The organism is Methylorubrum sp. Q1 (assembly GCF_004683995.1).
GTDB lineage: Bacteria > Pseudomonadota > Alphaproteobacteria > Rhizobiales > Beijerinckiaceae > Methylobacterium.
In genome coordinates this window covers 42,095-59,621 of record NZ_SRHQ01000003.1, presented here as the reverse complement: position 1 = coordinate 59,621, position 17,527 = coordinate 42,095, and the positions used below count along the sequence as shown (strand labels likewise).

The 17,527-nt window shown below is 69.7% G+C and carries 15 protein-coding genes; 8 read left to right on the top strand and 7 right to left on the bottom strand.

The window, feature by feature from the left end:
- The first annotated feature begins 73 nt into the window (after positions 1-73).
- Entirely contained in the window at positions 74-1,018 is a 945-nt protein-coding gene (gene tcmP / locus E4V01_RS03870) for a three-Cys-motif partner protein TcmP (RefSeq protein ID WP_135297447.1), read from the top strand.
- Here the strand turns inward: tcmP and E4V01_RS03865 are convergent.
- Both E4V01_RS03865 and E4V01_RS03860 read right to left on the bottom strand, forming a co-directional pair.
- A complete protein-coding gene (locus E4V01_RS03865; protein WP_135297446.1) occupies positions 970-1,722 on the bottom strand; it encodes a DUF5131 family protein in 753 nt (250 codons plus the stop codon). The genes tcmP and E4V01_RS03865 overlap by 49 nt on opposite strands.
- Before the next feature lie 84 nt (positions 1,723-1,806).
- On the bottom strand, positions 1,807-2,403 hold the full coding sequence (locus tag E4V01_RS03860) for a pyridoxamine 5'-phosphate oxidase family protein (RefSeq protein ID WP_135297445.1): 597 nt from the start codon (positions 2,401-2,403) through the stop codon (positions 1,807-1,809).
- Between the two features lie 425 nt (positions 2,404-2,828).
- Here E4V01_RS03860 and E4V01_RS03855 point away from each other — a divergent pair, with 425 nt between their 5' ends.
- On the top strand, positions 2,829-6,089 hold the full coding sequence (locus E4V01_RS03855) for a PAS domain S-box protein (protein ID WP_135297444.1): 3,261 nt from the start codon (positions 2,829-2,831) through the stop codon (positions 6,087-6,089).
- Positions 6,090-6,137: 48 nt separating this feature from the next.
- Positions 6,138-6,680 (top strand): GNAT family N-acetyltransferase, encoded by a 543-nt coding sequence (locus E4V01_RS03850; RefSeq protein ID WP_135297443.1) that lies wholly within the window; start codon positions 6,138-6,140, stop codon positions 6,678-6,680.
- 68 nt (positions 6,681-6,748) lie between these two features.
- Here E4V01_RS03850 and E4V01_RS03845 read toward each other — a convergent pair whose 3' ends face one another.
- Together E4V01_RS03845 and E4V01_RS03840 are read right to left on the bottom strand one after the other, a co-directional pair.
- Positions 6,749-8,977 (bottom strand): glycosyltransferase, encoded by a 2,229-nt coding sequence (locus tag E4V01_RS03845; protein WP_135297442.1) that lies wholly within the window; start codon positions 8,975-8,977, stop codon positions 6,749-6,751.
- Positions 8,978-9,085: 108 nt separating this feature from the next.
- Positions 9,086-9,412 (bottom strand): cupin domain-containing protein, encoded by a 327-nt coding sequence (locus E4V01_RS03840; protein WP_135297441.1) that lies wholly within the window; start codon positions 9,410-9,412, stop codon positions 9,086-9,088.
- 91 nt (positions 9,413-9,503) lie between these two features.
- On the opposite strand from E4V01_RS03840, the gene E4V01_RS25540 reads away from it, so the two are divergent.
- The 4 genes from E4V01_RS25540 to E4V01_RS03825 all read left to right on the top strand — a co-directional run bounded on the left by E4V01_RS25540 (position 9,504) and on the right by E4V01_RS03825 (position 11,627).
- Positions 9,504-9,665: a hypothetical protein gene (locus E4V01_RS25540; protein ID WP_193763136.1), complete on the top strand. Its 162-nt coding sequence runs from the start codon at positions 9,504-9,506 to the stop codon at positions 9,663-9,665.
- A 4-nt stretch (positions 9,666-9,669) separates the two neighbouring features.
- On the top strand, positions 9,670-10,320 hold the full coding sequence (locus tag E4V01_RS03835; RefSeq protein ID WP_245517412.1) for a protein-L-isoaspartate(D-aspartate) O-methyltransferase: 651 nt from the start codon (positions 9,670-9,672) through the stop codon (positions 10,318-10,320).
- A 216-nt stretch (positions 10,321-10,536) separates the two neighbouring features.
- The gene (locus tag E4V01_RS03830; protein WP_135297440.1) at positions 10,537-11,025 is read left to right on the top strand and encodes an Hsp20 family protein; all 489 of its coding nucleotides are present in this window, start codon (positions 10,537-10,539) and stop codon (positions 11,023-11,025) included.
- Positions 11,026-11,129: 104 nt separating this feature from the next.
- Entirely contained in the window at positions 11,130-11,627 is a 498-nt protein-coding gene (locus E4V01_RS03825; RefSeq protein WP_083530923.1) for a hypothetical protein, read from the top strand.
- A 133-nt stretch (positions 11,628-11,760) separates the two neighbouring features.
- On the opposite strand, the gene mutL is transcribed toward E4V01_RS03825, so the two are convergent.
- Together mutL and E4V01_RS03815 are read right to left on the bottom strand one after the other, a co-directional pair.
- Entirely contained in the window at positions 11,761-13,746 is a 1,986-nt protein-coding gene (mutL, locus tag E4V01_RS03820) for a DNA mismatch repair endonuclease MutL (protein ID WP_135297439.1), read from the bottom strand.
- A gap of 70 nt (positions 13,747-13,816) precedes the next feature.
- Positions 13,817-15,043 (bottom strand): acyl-CoA dehydrogenase family protein, encoded by a 1,227-nt coding sequence (locus tag E4V01_RS03815; RefSeq protein ID WP_135297438.1) that lies wholly within the window; start codon positions 15,041-15,043, stop codon positions 13,817-13,819.
- Between the two features lie 203 nt (positions 15,044-15,246).
- Between E4V01_RS03815 and E4V01_RS03805 the strand changes: the two genes are divergently transcribed.
- Positions 15,247-17,112 (top strand): ABC-F family ATP-binding cassette domain-containing protein, encoded by a 1,866-nt coding sequence (locus E4V01_RS03805; RefSeq protein WP_135297436.1) that lies wholly within the window; start codon positions 15,247-15,249, stop codon positions 17,110-17,112.
- Between the two features lie 28 nt (positions 17,113-17,140).
- On the opposite strand, the gene E4V01_RS03800 is transcribed toward E4V01_RS03805, so the two are convergent.
- Positions 17,141-17,491, bottom strand: coding sequence for a hypothetical protein (locus E4V01_RS03800; protein WP_135297435.1), 351 nt, complete (start codon positions 17,489-17,491; stop codon positions 17,141-17,143).
- Between the last annotated feature and the right edge of the window lie 36 nt (positions 17,492-17,527).

Genomic DNA, 17,527 nt, shown 5'->3' with positions numbered 1-17,527 from the left:
AAATTTCACACACGCAATCCTGAAGTGGTGTGCTACCTCTGCTTGAACTCGGTCAGGGCGGAGCGTCATCGAGATGGCTGCGGGGCATCGTTTCGGTGGGGATTGGACCGACCTGAAGCTTGATGCCCTGCGGAAGTACCTTTCGTTCTTCACTACTGCGCTGCGCAATAAAGGGTTCGAGCTTTATTACATCGATGCCTTCGCAGGCAGCGGGGGGCGCCTGATCGATCGTGTCATCGATAACGAACCGTTCCTCCTCGGCGTCGAGGCCAAGCTCGAACAAGTTTACGTGCCGGGATCGGCACGCATCGCCCTTCAAACTTCCCCTCCGTTTCAACAGATCATCCTGATCGAGCGCCATAGCAGGCGGTACGCCGCTCTTGAGGCACTCTGCGCCGAGTACCCAGACATTCGAGCACGGACGCAGCGCGGCGAAGCCAATGCCGCGCTCATCGACATTTGCCGCACGACGCCCTGGCTCAGGCCGCATCGAGGCTCCTCTGGCATCCGGGCCGTACTGTTTCTCGATCCCTACGGGATGAACGTTGAGTTCACGACTCTTCAGGAAATCGCCGCGACGCAGGCTACCGACGTCTGGTACCTTTTCCCCCTGAGTGGCCTATATCGGCAAGCTGCTAGATCCGGTGAGAAGCTCACACCAGAAAAGCGGGCTTCGATCACGCGCATTCTCGGTACACCGGATTGGGAGGACGCATTCTACGGGCGGAAGGAGCGCGCTGACGATCTCTTCGCCTCTTTCGGTGACGAGGAGAATCGAGCGAAGCTGCGGCGCGTCGCTGACGTACGCATGATCGAGAATTACGTGAAGACGCGCCTCAAAGACATCTTTCCGCACGTGTCTGAGCCACGGACGCTCACGATGAAGAACGGAGCGCCGTTATTTTCGCTGTTCTTTGCCGTTTCAAGTCCGAATCCGAAGGCGATTGCGCTGGCGAAAAAGGTCGCCGATCACATCCTCACAATCGGCATTTCGTCCCAAGTCCGGCCCCGGAAGTAGCGCCCGGTCTTACGCTTATTAGGGCCGCCCCACTGCTTGAAGAAAAAGGCCGCGTCGCTGACCCGACAAAGCTGCTCGACTTCTTCAACCCAGGTCACGTCGATGGCCCGAGATCGGGGGCCGCTTTCGCCACCCACGATCACCCAATCGATATCGGTCAGATTTGCGCCTGCCACCGATCCTAGAAGCGGCTCAAACGAAACAAAGCGAAGGGCCGCAGGTGTTTCTCTCAATTCATCGAGCCGATGCAAAACCTCACTCGACTCGACGCTCGTCCCAAGCCAAACATTTTGCAGGATAGGGATCCCCGCGATCGACAGCACATCGCGCATTCGCTCCGGCCTCTTGGTGAGGATTTGGAACGTGTGTTGAGGGACAGCTTCCATGACAGACCAGACTTTTCGAATGAAGTCCTGCGAAACGTCCGGATGGAAAAGGTCACTCATTGAATTGACGAAAACGAGCCGCTTTCCTCTCCAACGGCCAGGGATCGAAAGAGCGTCCTCATCGCATCGAACGCGCCCGGTCCATACGGCACGTCCGCCGCTCTTGCGGGTCAGCCCAGCGTAGCGTCGGACACCCATCGCTTCCAATCGTGCCGCCATCCTCATGGCGTAGCAATTCGTGCATCCGGCGCTAACGATGGAGCAGCCGACAACGGGATTCCAGGTTGCGTCTGTCCATTCGATCTTCGTCTCAGCCATAGGGCGTTCCCTTCTGATTGATGCGAAGTTAATCAGAACAAAATGAGAACCTATTAGACAGATAGTCCCCGAGAAATGCAACCTTTAGGGCGCGACCCAAGTCCCGACCCAAGCTTGTCCTTCACAGAGAAAAACCGCCCGCCGGTGCCCGCGCCGGTCGAGGTAGAGCCCGTCGATCCGCTCGGCCGTGAGCACCACCGCACAAAAATTCTCGCGGCCGATGCGCGCCTCCGGATCCTCGTCGGGCATGGCGTAGGCGTCGCCCGCGGCGAGCGCGGTGCCGGGGGCGGGTTCGACCCCGTAGCAGACCCGGCTCATCGTCAGCGCCGCGGCCCAGGCGGCGTCGGCGAGCGCGTCGTCGTGGTGGAGGCGGGCCCGGCCCTCGACGCGGAGCTGGAGCTTGGCCGCCCGATCGTAGACGTGGAGGGCGGCCAGCCCGTTCTGCGCGATCTCCCGCGCCTTGTCCGAGCGCCGGTCGCAGTGGAAGCGCAAGGTCCCCGCCCCGGCTTCCGCCGCGCGCAGCACCACGGTGCGCAGCCGCGGACGGCCCGCCGCATCGACGGTCGCGAGAGACGGCGTGTGGAACGGGCTGTGCCGGTGTCCCACGCCGTCGGCGAGGCGGCGCCAGCCCTCGGCGCGGAAGCCGTCGAGGTCGTCGTAGAAGGAAGGCAGCGCGTCCACGAAAGGCTTTCCTCAGAGCATCGTGCCGGGTTGCGGGAAGCCTGACCGGGCGGCTCGTGCCTGCCTTGGATGCTGACGCGGCCGGTGCGCCCGCGCAAGGCGCCTGCATCCTCAAAGCCGTCGGAGCGAGCCGACGCGATCGGAGGTCGATCGAACTTCTCGGCCGGCTGCCTTGGCATCGCCACCGCTTCGCGTCATGGCATGGGGCCGGGAGGTTCTCGATTCAGCTTCCTGCACCCAGCGATGGCACGGCTGGCTGGTTCCCGCGTTGAACGCTGTCGAACATACGGTCCCGCTTTTCCCTTGCCCCATTCCTTGCCCTATTCCTTGCCCCTGCACGCCCGCCCGAGAGCCCTCCCTTCGCCCGTCCTCCGATCCCTTCCGCGTTCCGGCGGACGACATCCGTCGTGTCGGAGGCGCACCGCGTGACGGCCGGGCCCTTCTTCCTCGATGGCGGCGGCGAGGCCGGCGCGCTGATCCGCGGGATCGATTGGGCGGCGACGCCGCTCGGGAGCCCGGAGACGTGGCCGGCGGCGCTCAAGACCCTGGTCGGCGTGATGCTCGGCTCGCAGCAGCCCATGCTGATCGTTTGGGGCGCGGGGCACGTCACGCTCTACAACGACGGCTACGCACCGATGTGCGGGGCCCGCCACCCGCGCGCGCTGGGCCTGCCCTTCGACGAGGTGTGGCACGACATCTGGGACCAGGTGGAGCCGATCCTGTCGCGGGCCTATGCGGGCGAGGCCACGCATATGGAGGACATCGCCTTCACGATGCACCGCAACGGCTACCCGGAGGAGACTCACTTCGCCTTCGGTTACACCCCGGTGCGGATCGAGGACGGCACGGTCGCGGGCATGTTCTGCGCGTGCTCGGAGACGACCGCCTCGGTGCGGGCGGGCCGGCAGATGCATGCCGAGCGCGAGCGCTTCGCGCGGCTGTTCGAGCAATCGCCGAGCTTCGTCGCGGTGCTCGACGGGCCCGACCACGTCTTCGCCTTCGCCAACGCCGCCTATCGCCAACTCATCGCTCACCGCGACGTTCTCGGTCGACCCGTGCGGGAGGCTCTGCCGGAAATCGAGGGCCAGGGCTTCTTCGAGCTGCTCGACGAAGTGTTCTTCACCGGCCGCACCCACACGGCGCACGGCGCACCGGTGATGCTCCTGCGCCTGCCCGGCGGCGTGCCGGAGCGGCGCTTCCTCGATTTCGTCTACCAGCCCATGCGGGACGCGGCCGGGACGATCACCGGCGTGTTCGTCGACGGCTCGGACGTGACCGAGCGGATCACCGGCAACGCGGCGCTCGCCGAGAGCGAGGCGCGCTTCCGCACCATGGCGGACGACGCGCCGGTGATGATGTGGGTGACCGGCCCGGACGGCGCCTGCCAATACCTCAACCGGCGCTGGTACGACTTCACCGGCCAAACCGAGGCGCAGGCCCTCGGCCTCGGCTGGCTCGAGGCGGTGCATCCGGACGATCGCGGCTGGTCGGGCGAGACCTTCCTGCGGGCGAATGCCCGGCACGAGGGTTTCAGCCTCGAATACCGCCTGCGCCGCCGCGACGGCGTCTACCGGTGGGCGATCGACACCGCGAGCCCGCGCTTTGCCGCCGACGGGAGCTTCCTCGGCTATATCGGCTCGGTGGTCGACATCGAGGAGCGCCGCGCCGCCGAACTGGCATTAGCCGAGAGCGAGGAGCGCCTGCGGCTCGCGGTCGAGAGCGGCGAGATCGGCCTGTGGGATTTCGATCCGCGCACCGGCACCCTGTTCTGGCCGCCGCGGATCAAGGCGATGTTCGGGCTGGCGCCCGACGCGGACGTGACCCTCGCCGACTTCGCCGACGGCCTCCACCCGGACGACCGGGACCGGGTCACCGCCGCCTTTGCCGCCGCGCTCGATCCCGTGACCCGCGCCTTCTACGACGAGGAGTTCCGCGCGATCGGCCGCGCCGACGGCACGGTTCGCTGGGTCGCGGCCAAGGGGCGCGGCGTGTTCGATGCCGAGGGCCGCTGCCTGCGCGGCGTCGGCAGCGCCATCGACATCACCGCGCGAAAAGGCACCGAGGAGCGCCTCGTTGAGGCCACCCGCCGCCTCGACGCGGTGCTCGACAACGCGACGCAGGCGATCTTCATGATGGATGAGCGCCAGCACTGCGCCTACATGAACCGCGCCGCCGAGCGGCTGACCGGCTACAGCCTGGAGGAAACGCACGGAAAGGCGCTCCACGACGTCGTCCACCATACCCGGCCGGACGGCAGCCCCTACCCGCTCCACGAATGCCCGATCGATCAGGCCTTCCCCGAGAACAACCAGGAGCAGGGCCAGGAGGTCTTCGTCCACCGCGACGGTTCGTTCTACCCCGTCGCCTTTACCGCGAGCCCGATCCGCGACGAGGCCGGCATGCCGATCGGCACGGTGATCGAGGCGCGCAACATCGAGGGCGAGCTGCGTGCCAAGGCGCAGTTGGAGGCGTTCAACGCGAGCCTGGAGCAGCAGGTCGCCGCGCGCACCGCCGAACTGATGCGGGCCGAGGAGGCGCTCCGCCAAAGCCAGAAGATGGAGGCGGTGGGCCAGCTCACCGGCGGCCTCGCCCACGACTTCAACAACCTACTCACCGGCATCACCGGCTCGCTCGAACTGCTGCAGACCCGCCTCGCGCAGGGGCGGATCACCGAGATCGACCGCTACGTCAACGCCGCGCAGGGCGCCGCCAAGCGCGCGGCGGCGCTGACCCACCGCCTGCTCGCCTTCTCGCGGCGCCAGACCCTCGACCCGAAACCCACCGACGTGAACCGGCTGGTGACCGGCATGGAGGATCTGCTCCGCCGCACCATCGGCCCGTCGATCACCCTCGAAGTGGTGGCCGCGGGCGGGCTATGGTCGGTGCTGGTCGATCCGAGCCAGCTCGAGAACGCGCTGCTCAACCTCTGCATCAACGCCCGCGACGCGATGCCGGATGGCGGGCGCATCACCATCGAGACTGCCAACAAGTGGCTCGACGACCGAGGCGCCAAGGAGCGCGACCTCGATCCCGGCCAGTACCTCTCGCTCTGCGTGACCGATACCGGCACCGGCATGAGCCCGGACGTCATCGCCAAGGCGTTCGACCCGTTCTTCACCACGAAGCCCATCGGCCAGGGCACGGGCCTCGGCCTGTCGATGATCTACGGCTTCGTGCGCCAGTCGGGCGGGCAGGTGCGGATCTACTCGGAGGTCGGCCAGGGCACGACGATGTGCCTCTACCTGCCGCGCCACTACGGGGCGGCGGAAGAGCCGGAGGCGGCCCCGGATCTGGCCGCCGCGCCCCGCGCCGAGCAGGGCGAGACGGTGCTGATCGTCGATGACGAGCCGACGGTGCGGATGCTGGTCACGGAGGTGTTGGAGGATCTCGGCTACACCGCGATCGAGGCCGCCGACGGCCCGTCCGGCCTCAAGGTGCTGCAATCGGACGTGCGCCTCGACCTTCTGGTCACCGATGTCGGGCTTCCCGGCGGCATGAACGGGCGCCAGGTCGCCGATGCGGGCCGTGCCCTGCGGCCGGACCTGAAGGTGCTGTTCATCACCGGCTACGCCGAGAACGCGGCGGTGGGCAACGGCCACCTCGAGCCCGGCATGCAGGTCATCACCAAGCCCTTCGTGATGGAAGTGCTGGCCGCGCGCATCAAGGAGATGATCAACGCGCGGTGAGACACTCCAAGAGGCACTGCAAGCCTCCGGCTGTGGGCAGGCATTCATATGCGCAGGGAACCGTTCTCAATCCGTGCCGCCCGCCCGCAGGATGCGGAAGCCCTGGCCGCGATGCACGTTGCCGCTTGGAGGGAGACCTATACGGGGCTTCTGCCGGCGCGCATGCTTTCCAACCTGTCCGTTGAAAGCCGAGCGGAGGCTTGGCGCCGGATCATGGCACGCGGCAAGACGGAAACGATCGTCCGCTTGGTCGAGTGCGACGATCGGGTTGTCGCCTTCGGTTCCTGCGGCCCTCAACGAGACGAGGCACTGGCGAAAAGAGGCTTCGATGGCGAGATCAGCGCGATCTATGTCCTGCGTGCGTGTCAGCGCTTGGGACTGGGACGCTGGATCACGCAGGATCTTTCCAGCCGTCTGATGGCCGGAGGCTGCCGAGCGGTGTCGCTCTGGGTGTTGCGCGAGAACACGGGTGCGCGAGCATTCTACGAAAGGCTCGGCGGTGTCGTGGTCGGCGAAAGGGTCGACGAGCGCCCGGACGGTATCCTCGTGGAATTGGCCTATGGCTGGAAGGATCTGCCGGCCCTCCTTTAGGGCCTCCTCCCGAAAGGCGGCCTCCGGCTTTCGGGAGGAGGCTCTCGCAAGCGAGATAGGTCGCGACGTCAGAACCGCGCCGGATCGAGCTCGAAGGTCGGCGGCAGCGCCTCGAACCACGCGCTGTAATAGGGGTCGCGCGGGATTGCCTCCGCCCAGCGCGCGCGGAAGCGGGCCTGCTCGTCCGCCGCGACAGTGCGCGCCCGGTTGCGGCTCTCGTAATGATAGAGTTCGACCTCGGCGCAATAGACGCTGCGCAGGCCCCGCTCCCACAGCCGCAGGCAGAGATCGACGTCGTTGTAGTTGACGGCAAACCCCTCGTCGAAGCCCTGGATCGCCTCGAAATCGGCCCGCCGCACCATCACGCAGGCGCCCGTCACCGCGAGGTAGTTGCGGTTGCCCGCGGTCGAGAAGAAGTGGCCGGGGTCTTCCCGCGGGTAGGAGCGGCGGGGATGGTCGGGGGTGGCGTCGATCACGGTGACGCCGACATGCTGCAATTCGCCGGTCTCGAACAGGAGCCTGGGGCCGACCGCGCCGACGCCGGGGATCTGCAGAAGCGCCAGCATCGCCTCGATCCAGTCGGGGCTGATGATCTCGATGTCGTCGTTGAGGAAGACCAGCACCGCGCCCGTGGCGGCACGGGCCCCGAGATTCATCTTGGCGGCGACATTGAAGACCGGCTGGTCCCAGGTGACGGAGCGGGCATCGTACCGCTCCAGCGCTTCTTTCGTCGTCGGCCGCAGGTCGCCGTTATCGACCGCCACGATCTCGATCGCCTCGTAGGTGGTCCGCTCGCGGATGCTGGCGAGGCAGGCGGCCAGGAGATCGACGGTGCGGCCGCGAACCGCGCTGTCGCGGCCGGCGGTGGGGATCACGATCGAGACCAGGGGCCGTTCCTTGAGCGGCCGGCGCAGGTGGAAGCTGCCGGCGAAGGCCGTGGGACGCACGGAATCGAGCCCGCCGGTGCGCCGCGCCCGGTCTTCGAGCGCGCGGACGGCCGCGGCGACCACGTAGCCCTTGTTGTCCATGGCCTGGGCGGTCGAGCCGGGGATCGCCCGCCAGTGGTAGAGCACCTGCGGGATGTGGTGCACGCGGGTGACGTGCTCGGTGTAGCGCAGGACGAAATCGTAATCCTGCGCGCCCTCGCATTCCGCCCGGAAGGCGCCGATGCGGGCGACGATATCCATCCGGTAGAGCGCCAGATGGGCCGTGTACATGCAGGCTTCCAGCGTCTCGGGCGACCAGTCCGGCTTGAAGAACGGCTCGTAGCGCTCGCCGCCCACCGTGATCTTGTCCTCGTCCGAGTAGAGGAAATCGATCTGCGGATCCGCGTTCAGGGCGGCAATGAGCGCGTAGAAGGCGTGCGGCGGGATCGCGTCGTCGTGGTCGATCAGGGTGAGCCAGTCGCCGGTGGCCAAGGCGAGCGCGTCGTTGCTCGCCGCGACGATGCCGCCGTTCTTCGATCGCCGGTGCAGCCGCACCCGCGGCTCTTCCGCTGCCAGCGCGTCCAGCATCGGCGCGATATGGGGCGCGCTCGACGCGTCGTCGCAGAGGCACAGCTCCCAATCGGGATAGGCCTGCGCCCGGATGCTCGCGAGCGCCGCCTCCAGATAGGGTTTGGGCGTGTTGTAGACCGGCATGACGATGGAGATGCGCGGCCGCACCCGAAAGCCCGCGATCGCTGCCCGCATCGCCTCCGGGCTCGGCAGGGCCGGGCGCTCGATCGTCTCGATCCAGGCGGCGTAGGAGGCCGCCGCCGGGCGCGGCCGGGCGCTGTCCCAGAACGCCCGCCACAGGGCGGCGGGCGGGCGGCTGACGGCGAGGCGCGCGAGGCGCGCGAGCAGCGCCCCGCTCCCCCTCTCCTCTTCCGGCAGCCGCGCCAGCAACCGGCGGGCGACGGCGAGCGCCGCGGCCGGGCCGCGCAGCGGTTCGAGGGTCGCCCGCGAGAGGCGGAACCGCCCGCTCGCGGCGAGCGGATCGAGCCGCAGGCCCCGCACCCGGCGCGGCAGGCGCACGAGGTCGTCGATGCCCCCGTCCTCCCGCACTTCGAGCCGGACCGCCTCGTCCTCGCGAAAGCCCGAGCCGTCATCGACGTAGAGGAGCGGAACCGGCTTCGTGTGGCCCAGCCCTTCGAGGTCGGCGCGGATGCGCACCCAGCCTTCTGCCAACCGGAACGGAAACAGCCGTCCGCCGCGGGGATGGGTCAGCCGGAATTGCGGATCGGAGCCGGTGGAGCGCCAGACGCCCTCCCCCTCCGGCTCGATCTGTCCCTTCGGTTCGATGCGGCACGCGATCATGGAGCAACGCGTTAGAGCGCATACCGACGCAGTGGCAACCGGTTCGTTGGAACGCGTGTCGAAACGAAGATCGAGCGCCGCCGGCCTGATGCGATCCGGTTGGCGGCGTCAGCGCGGCGCGCAGTGAACCGCGAGCCAGATCGTCGGATTCTGCGTGCGCTCGACGCGATGCCGGCGATGCGCCGCGATCAGCAAGTGATCGCCCGCCGACAACAGACGCGGCGCCGGCTCGTCGGCGAAGCGGAGTTCGGCGCTGCCCTGAAGCACCGCGACCCATTCGTCCTCGTCCTGATCGTACCAGAAGCCCGGCGGGCTCGTTTGGCCCGTCGAGACGATGCGCTCGACCCGCAGACCGGGACGCGTGAGCAGGGTCTCGAAGGCTTCCGCCTCGGTGTGGCCAGGCAGACCGGCGAACAGGTTCGGGCCAGCATTCATGCAGATCTCTCGTTCTCGGCCGAGCGGCGTTCTGGCGCGTTGAAGCAGGGAAGGCCGCGCGTCCCGCGCCGCCGCAGCTTGCGACGGATCGATGCCCGAGACCAAACCCGCCCCGCTCCCACCCGCGACCGAGGATGCCGGGCTGCCGACGCCGCCGAGCCCCGGCCGCCTGCCGCCGCCGAACCTGCCGCCCTCGCCCTCCACGGATGACGGCGCGTCCGATGCCGGGACGGACGGCGCCGACACGGAGTGAGACGATGCCGGATCGCGCCGAGGCCCGAACCCGGATGGTCGAGACGCAACTGGTCGCCCGCGGCATCCGTGATGCGGCCGTCCTCGATGCGATGCGGGCCGTGCCGCGGGAGGCCTTCGTGCCGGACGCTCTGGCGGGGGAGGCCTACAGCGACGGGCCACTGCCGATCGGGGCGGGGCAGACGATCTCCCAGCCCTACATCGTCGCCCTGATGATCGAGGCGCTGGCCCTGCGGCCCGGCGACCGGGTGCTGGAGGTCGGCGCCGGCTGCGGCTACGCGGCGGCCGTGCTGGCGCGGATGGATGCGCAGGTCTTCGCCATCGAGCGCCACGCGGCGTTGGGCAAAGCCGCCCGCGCTCGCCTCGCCGCACGCGGGCTCACGGTGCCCCTGCGTGTCGGCGACGGTCATGCGGGCTGGCCGGAGGCCGCGCCCTTCGACGCGATCCTCGTCTCCGCGGCGGGTCCCACGATCCCGGAGACGTTGAAGGCCCAGCTCAAGGCGGGTGGCCGCCTCGTCATTCCGGTCGGTCCGCCCGGCGGGCAGACGCTGCTGCGGCTGATCCGGCGCGGGCCGGATCGGTTCGAGAGCTGCGATTTCGGCCCGGTCTCCTTCGTGCCGCTGCTGCGGGGCGTGGGAACGGCGGATCCTGTGTGACGCGCCGCCTCTCCCGTCCGGTCCGCACCAGGGCGAACAAGATCTTCCTTCCAGCCCAAGCACCGCGCGCCGATCAAAAATTGCGGAAAAATTTGGAACTCGGATCCGCTGATCGCGTTACGCGCGTGCGAGGCCCGAAACGGGCTCGCCTATGGGGCGCCGGATGCAGGTGTCCGGCGGCCCTCGTCATCACGTTGCTCCAAGGAGGATGTGGTCATGAGGACCTTCGACTTTTCTCCCCTCTACCGGTCCACCGTCGGTTTCGACCGGTTGTTCTCCCTACTCGACCAGGCCGAGACCTCGGCCGCGTGGCCGCCCTACGATATAGAGAAGGTGTCCGAGGACGCCTACCGCATCACCATGGCGGTCGCGGGCTTCGCGCAGGACGAGATCGAACTCACCCAGCAGGACACCACGCTCCTCGTCACGGGCCAGAAGAAGGCCCAGGAGGGCGAGCGCCAGTATCTGCACCGGGGCATCGCCGGCCGCACGTTCCGCCAGAGCTTCAACCTGGCCCAGCATGTGCGGGTCACGGGCGCCAGCCTGGATAACGGCCTGCTCACGGTGGAGCTGAAGCGTGAGGTGCCGGAGGCGTTCAAGCCGCGCCGGATCGCCATCGGCGGCGCGCAGGCCGCCATCGGGCAGGACAACGCGTCGGCCCAGAATACGCCGGCTCAGGTCGAGGACCTGTCCAAGGCCGCCTGACCCTCGGCGCACACCAGACACGAGCTGGCATCCCCGGAGGCTGTGCGCCTTCGGGGACCGCTTCCTTTTCGCACGAAAACCCCGTGCTTTCAGGGAGATGACCCGTGACGACGATGGAAACGCATTCCGCCCATTCCGGCCCGATGAACCCGGCCGGCACACCGGCCGCCTCGTTCGAGACATGGCAGGCGCGCGTCGCCCCCGGCGACGTGTTCCGCCATCCGCGCGAGGTGCTGGCCCACCCGCTCCTGTCGCACGCGGACAAGCGCGCGATCCTGGCCGCCTGGGCGTCCGATGCCTGCGCCCTCGAGAACGCGCCCGCGATGCGCTGCCTTGCCGGCTGCAAGGCCGAGCCGGTGCCGGTCGATACCGTCCTCGCCGCGCTCGGCACGCTCGACCGGGGGCCTCCCTCCGCGAGCACGGCCTCTTCCGGCAGTCCGGCCTGGCCGCGGCGCCCACGGCGCTCGTCGAACCGGCACCGGTTTCTTCGCCCCGGGCGCCGGAACGATGACGACGACCCGCCGCCCTGCCCGGCGGCGGTGATGCCGCGCCCGCGGACGCCCCCGAGCGCGGCGGCCTTGGCGGTCGCCATCCCGGCCTGACGAGAGCGCATTCCGAGAAGGGGTCACCCGTTCATCGAAAGAATGCGCGTCAAACCAAGGATCGGGAGACGCCGGCGTGATGCAATGGGGTCGGATACGGCTCTCGTGCGGCGTCTTCCTCAGGAGGGCGCCGTCACCGCCGCCCGAACAGCCGCTCGATATCGGCGAGTCCGAGGGTCACGAAGGTCGGGCGGCCGTGGTTGCACGAGCCGGAGAGCGGCGTCGCCTCCATCTCGCGCAGCAGGGCGTTCATCTCCTCGGGCTTGAGGCGGCGACCGGCGCGGATCGAGCCGTGGCAGCTCATGCGCGAGAGGATCGCGTCGAGGCGGCGGCTCACCGGATCGGGATCGCCCGCGCCGGCCGGGCCGCCCTCCTCGACGCCGCTGGCCGCCAGCGCGTCGAGCACGTCGAGCACGAGCCCCTTCACCGATCCGCCTGCCAGCGCCGACGGCACGGAGCGCACCAGCACGGCGCCGGGGCCGAACGCCTCCAGGGTGAGGCCCAGCCGCTCCAGATCGGGCGCGGCCTCGACGAGGCGGTCGGCTTCCTCGGGCGCCATCTCGACCACGTCGGGGATCAAAAGCCCCTGGGCGAGTACGCCGCCGCCGGCCCGCTCGCGCTTCAGCCGCTCGTAGACGAGGCGCTCATGGGCGGCATGCTGATCGACCAGCACGATGCCGTCGCGGGTCTGGGCGACGATGTAGGTCTCGTGGATCTGCGCGCGGGCCGCACCCAGCGGATGGGTCTCGGGACGGGCCTCGGCTTCCGAGATCGCCTCCGCGGGCCGCAGGTCGGCGCCCGGCGGGGCAAGGTCGGCGGAGAACAAGGCCTGCGGCGTCTCGGCAAAGCCCGGATCGTCTTCGGTGAAGGCCGGGCGCGGCGCCGGGCGGTAGCCCGCGGGCGCGGCTACCGAGGGGCCGGAGAACAGGCGGCTCGCCGGGCGGGGGTTCAGGGCGCTCGCGGCGGAGGCGCCCGAATGCGCGGCGAACCGGCCCGCACCTGCCGTCATCGGCGGGGCGCTCCCCATGCCGGCGCCGGCCCGCAGCGCGTCGAGGGCGGCCTGGCTGCCCGTGCTGGAAGACCGCGCCCCGGCTCGGCGCAATGCCTCGTGGATCGCGCTGACGATCAGCGCCCGCACCAGTCCCGGCTCGCGGAAGCGCAGCTCGGTCTTGGCCGGATGCACGTTCACATCGACGAGGGCGGGATCGCAGGTGAGATGGAGCGCGAGCACCGGGTGGCGGTCGGAGCTCATGGTGTCGGCATAAGCCCCGCGCACGGCCCCGAGCAGGAGCCGGTCGCGCACCGGGCGCCCGTTCACGACGAAGTGGATGTGGCTCGCCGCCCCGCGGTGGAAGGTCGGCAGGCCGACATGGCCCTGGAGCGCGAAGCCCTCGCGGGCCATGTCGACGGGCACGGCATTGCCTGGGAAATCGGGGCCGAGCACGGCTCCGAGCCGGCGTAGCAGCGCCGCCGGGCCCGGCTCGCTCTCGGCGGGAAACACGGTCGGGCTGCCGCTCTCGGTCCGCAGGGTGAAGCGGATCTGCGGCTGCGCCACCGCGAGCCGGCGCAGGATCTCGGAGACGGCGGCCGTTTCGGCCCGGTCGGTCTTCAGAAATTTCAGCCGGGCCGGGGTCGCGGCGAAAAGCTCGGTGACCTCGATGCGGGTGCCGCGGGTCGCGGGCGCCGGGCGCACCGGGCCCTTGGCGCCGGAATCGAGGGTGAGGCTCACCCCCTCGCCCTCGGCGGTGCGCGAGGTGATCGTGAGCCGCGAGACCGCGCCGATCGAGGGCAGCGCCTCGCCGCGAAAGCCGAGCGAGCCGATCCGGGTCAGGTCGCCATCGGGCAGTTTCGAGGTGGCGTGGCGCTCGACCGCGAGCGCCAGATCCTCCGCCCCCATGCCGATGCCGTCGTCGATGACGCGGATCAGGCGGCGCCCGCCGCCCTCGATCGCCACCTCGATGCTGCGCGCGCCGGCATCGATCGCGTTCTCGACCAACTCCTTGACGGCCGAGGCCGGCCGCTCGACCACCTCGCCCGCGGCGATGCGATCGACCAGGATCGGATCGAGGCGGCGCACATGCGCGGGCGGCGGATCACGGGGCTCGGGGGCGGCGGACATGGTCGGTGAAATATAGGCGGCTTGCCGGCCACCCGATAGGCGAGCGAGCCCAGTATCCTCATCCCTCGGCTCACCCCCGCGGCAGCATCCGGTCGCTGATGATGCGGCGCTGGATCTCGCTGGTACCCTCGAAGATCGTGGTGAGGCGCGCGTCGCGCCAGTAGCGCTCGACCCGCCGCTCGGTGGTGTAGCCGTTCCCGCCGTGGAGCTGCATCGCCTGGTTCGTCACCCGCACCGCCATCTCGGTGGCGAGCAGCTTCACCCCGGCCGATTCGCTCTCGGCGGGCAGCCCCTCGTCGAGGAGGTGGGCGACCTGCTGCCAGTAGGCACGGGCCTGGGCCACCTCGGCGGCCATGTCGGCGAGCGCGAAGCGCAGGGCCTGGAACTGGCCGATCGGCTGGCCGAACTGCTCGCGCTCCTGAAGGTAGGCGGTGCAATCCTCCACCGCGGCGCGCGCCACGCCGACCGCGCGGGCGGCGGTGTGGACCCGGGCGATGTTGAGGCCGCGCTGCACCGAGGCGAAGCCGCCGGAATCGGCATCCGCCCCCTCGTCGCCGTAGAGGCCGGTGAGCCGGTCGCGCTCGGGCACGCGCACGCCGTCGAGGTTCAGCTCGAAGGTGAGGAAGCCGTGGTAGCCGATCTTGTCGATGACGGTGCCGGTCATGCCCTCCGGGAAGGTGCCGGGCTCCTTGACCACGAGGAAGGGTTCGAGCCCGGCCGAGCGCGGCTCGCCGGGCTCGGGGTCGCGCACGCGGGCCAGCACCTCGATGAAGTCGGCGCCCAGCGCGAAGCCGGCCCAGCGCTTGGTGCCGGTGAGCACCCATTCGTCGCCCTCGCGCACCGCGCGGGTCTGCACGCCGGCCAGATCCGAGCCGGCGGTGGGTTCGGAGAGTGCGATCGAGCCGATCCACTGCCCCTTGGCGGATTTGGCGAGCAGCGCCCGGCGGCTTTCATCGTCGAGCGTCTGCGTGCCCAGCCCCTGGCCGCGAGCCAGGATCGACCCGGTGGAGAGCCACGCGCGGGCGAGTTCCTCCGAGATCAGGCAGTACTCGAACACCCCCAGCCCCATCCCGCCATACTCGGCGGGGATGGTGATGCCGAACCAGCCTTTCGCCGCCATCGCGTCGATGAGCGAGCGCGGCATCTCGCCCTTCTGCGGGTCGAGTTCGTCGGCGAGCGGCAGGATCACGTCGCGGGCAAACGCCCGGGCTTCCTCTTGGAGCGCGGCGCGCCTGTCCGTGCGCCAGGGCGAGAGCAGCTCCGGCGGGCGCGGCGCCTTGAATTCAGGCTTGGCCATGGTTCCTCCGCGTCTTTTCTGCCGTTGTTCGTCCGAGCCGAACGCTCAAGCTGGCAAAACGTTCGCGCGGGCCCCGCCGATGGCCTGCGCGAGGTCGCTGCTCCTGGGCTCCCCGGCTCCTGGGCTCCCCGGCTCCTGGGCTCCCCGGCTCCTGAGCTCCCCGGCTCTTGCGCTTCCCGGCGCCCGCCCCCAGAACGCCGCTCATGCTGCGCGTCAACGATCTCACCTACCGCATCGGCGAGCGGGTCATCCTCGATTCGGCGACCTTCGCGATTCCCGACCGGGCGCGGGTCGGCCTCGTCGGCCGCAACGGCGCGGGGAAAACCACCCTGTTCCGGGCGATCCTCGGCGAGTTGCCGACCGATGCCGGTGCGGTCTCCCTGCCCAAGGGCATGCGCATCGGTGCGGTGGCGCAGGAAGCGCCCGCCGGCCCCGAGACCCTGCACGCCGTCGTGCTCGCCGCCGACACCGAGCGCGCCCGGCTGATGCAGGAGGCGGACACCGCCGACGGGCTGCGGCGCGCCGAGATCGAGACGCGGCTCGTCGATATCGGCGCCCATTCGGCGCCGGCGCGGGCCGCGGCGATCCTGCACGGCCTGGGCTTCGATGCGGCGGCGCAGGGCCGTCCCTGCTCGGACTTCTCCGGCGGCTGGCGGATGCGGGTGGCGCTCGCCGCGGTGCTGTTCTCCGAGCCCGACCTGCTGCTTCTCGACGAGCCCACCAACTACCTCGACATCGAGGGCACGCTCTGGCTCTACGACTACCTCGAGAAGTACCCCCGTACGGCCGTCATCATCAGCCACGACCGGGAATTGCTCGACACGAGCGTCGATCACATCCTGCACCTGGATCGGGGCAAGCTCACGATCTACCGCGGCGGCTATACGAGCTTTGCCCGCCAGCTCTCCGAGAAGCGGTTGCTCCAGGCCAAGGCGAAGGCCAAGCAGGAGGTCGAGCGGGCGCATCTCCAGAGCTTCATCGACCGCTTCAAGGCCAAGGCGACCAAGGCGCGCCAGGCCCAATCGCGGATGAAGCGGCTCGCCAAGATGGAGCCCATCGCCGCGCTTCTCGAAGACGACGTGCCGGTGATCCACCTGCCGAGCCCGGAGAAGCCGCTCTCGCCGCCGATCGTGGCGATGGAGCGCGTCCAGGCCGGCTACGGCGAGCGGATCGTGCTCTCGGGGCTCAACCTCAGCCTCGCCCCCGACGATCGCGTGGCGCTCTTGGGTGCCAACGGCAACGGCAAGTCGACCTTCTGCAAGCTGATCGGCGGGCGGCTGCCCCCGCTCGCGGGCGAGATGCGGCGCTCCTCCAAGATGGAGGTCGCCTATTTCGCCCAGCACCAGCTCGACGAGCTGCGCCCGTCCGAGAGCGCGGTGGCGCATGTGCGCGACCGGATGCCCGACGCGCCCGAGGCCAAGGTGCGCTCGGCCGCCGCCCGGCTCGGCTTCCCGGCCTCGAAAGCCGACACGCCGGTGGAGAAACTCTCCGGCGGCGAGAAGGCGCGGCTCCTGATGGGGCTCGCCGCCTTCGACGGGCCGCACTTGCTGATCCTCGACGAGCCGACCAACCACCTCGATATCGAGAGCCGGCAGGCGCTGGTCGAGGCGATCAACGATTACGAGGGGGCGGTGATCCTCGTCAGCCACGACCGCTTCCTGATCGAGGCCTGCGCCGACCGGCTCTGGATCGTCGGTGATGGCTCGGTGAAGTCCTTCGACGGGGACATGGACGATTACCGCCGCCTCGTGCTCGCCGGCCCGGAGCGGGTGGACACGTCCGGCGACGGCACCGGGGGGCAGAAGGCCGAGGCGCGCCGCTCGGCGGTGGAGCGCCGAGCCGCGCTGGCGCCCCTGCGCAAGCGCCTCGACGGGATCGAGGCGCGCATGGCCAAGCTCTCGGGGGCGATCGAGAAGATCGATGCGGCTTTGGCCGACGGCACCGCCTTCCTCAAGGACGCGGCCAAGGCCGGCGATATCGCCCGCATGCGCGCCGAGGCCGCCGAGGCTCTGGCCAAGGCCGAAGAGGAATGGCTGGAGGTGAGCGGGGAGATCGAGGCGGCGGCCTGAGGCCGAAGCGCGCCGGTCTGCCGAAGGGTCAAGCCGGTTCCTGTGACGGGCGCCCGCCGGTCTCCGCCCCCGATCGGCTGAGCCAAGCCGCGACCAGCGCGGCCCCCGCCGTGAGCCCCAGCCAGAGCGCGGACGAGATCGCTTCGGTCGCGTCGAACAGCGCCGGAAGCGGCACGAGGCAGAGCGGGCCGAGCAGCGTCCCGAGCCCGCCCGCGAGGACGAACAATCCGGTCGCCGCGGCATTGCGCGCGGGCGGCGCGGCCCGCAGAAGCGCCAGGACGTTGCCCACGGTGAACAGGCCGCGGCCGAGGCCGAAGGCGAGGAGACCGGCGGCCTGGATCGGCCATGCGCCCGCCGCCCCGCCATCCGGGAGCCCCACGGCGAGAGCGGCGCGGCGGACCGGCCGGCGTAGAAG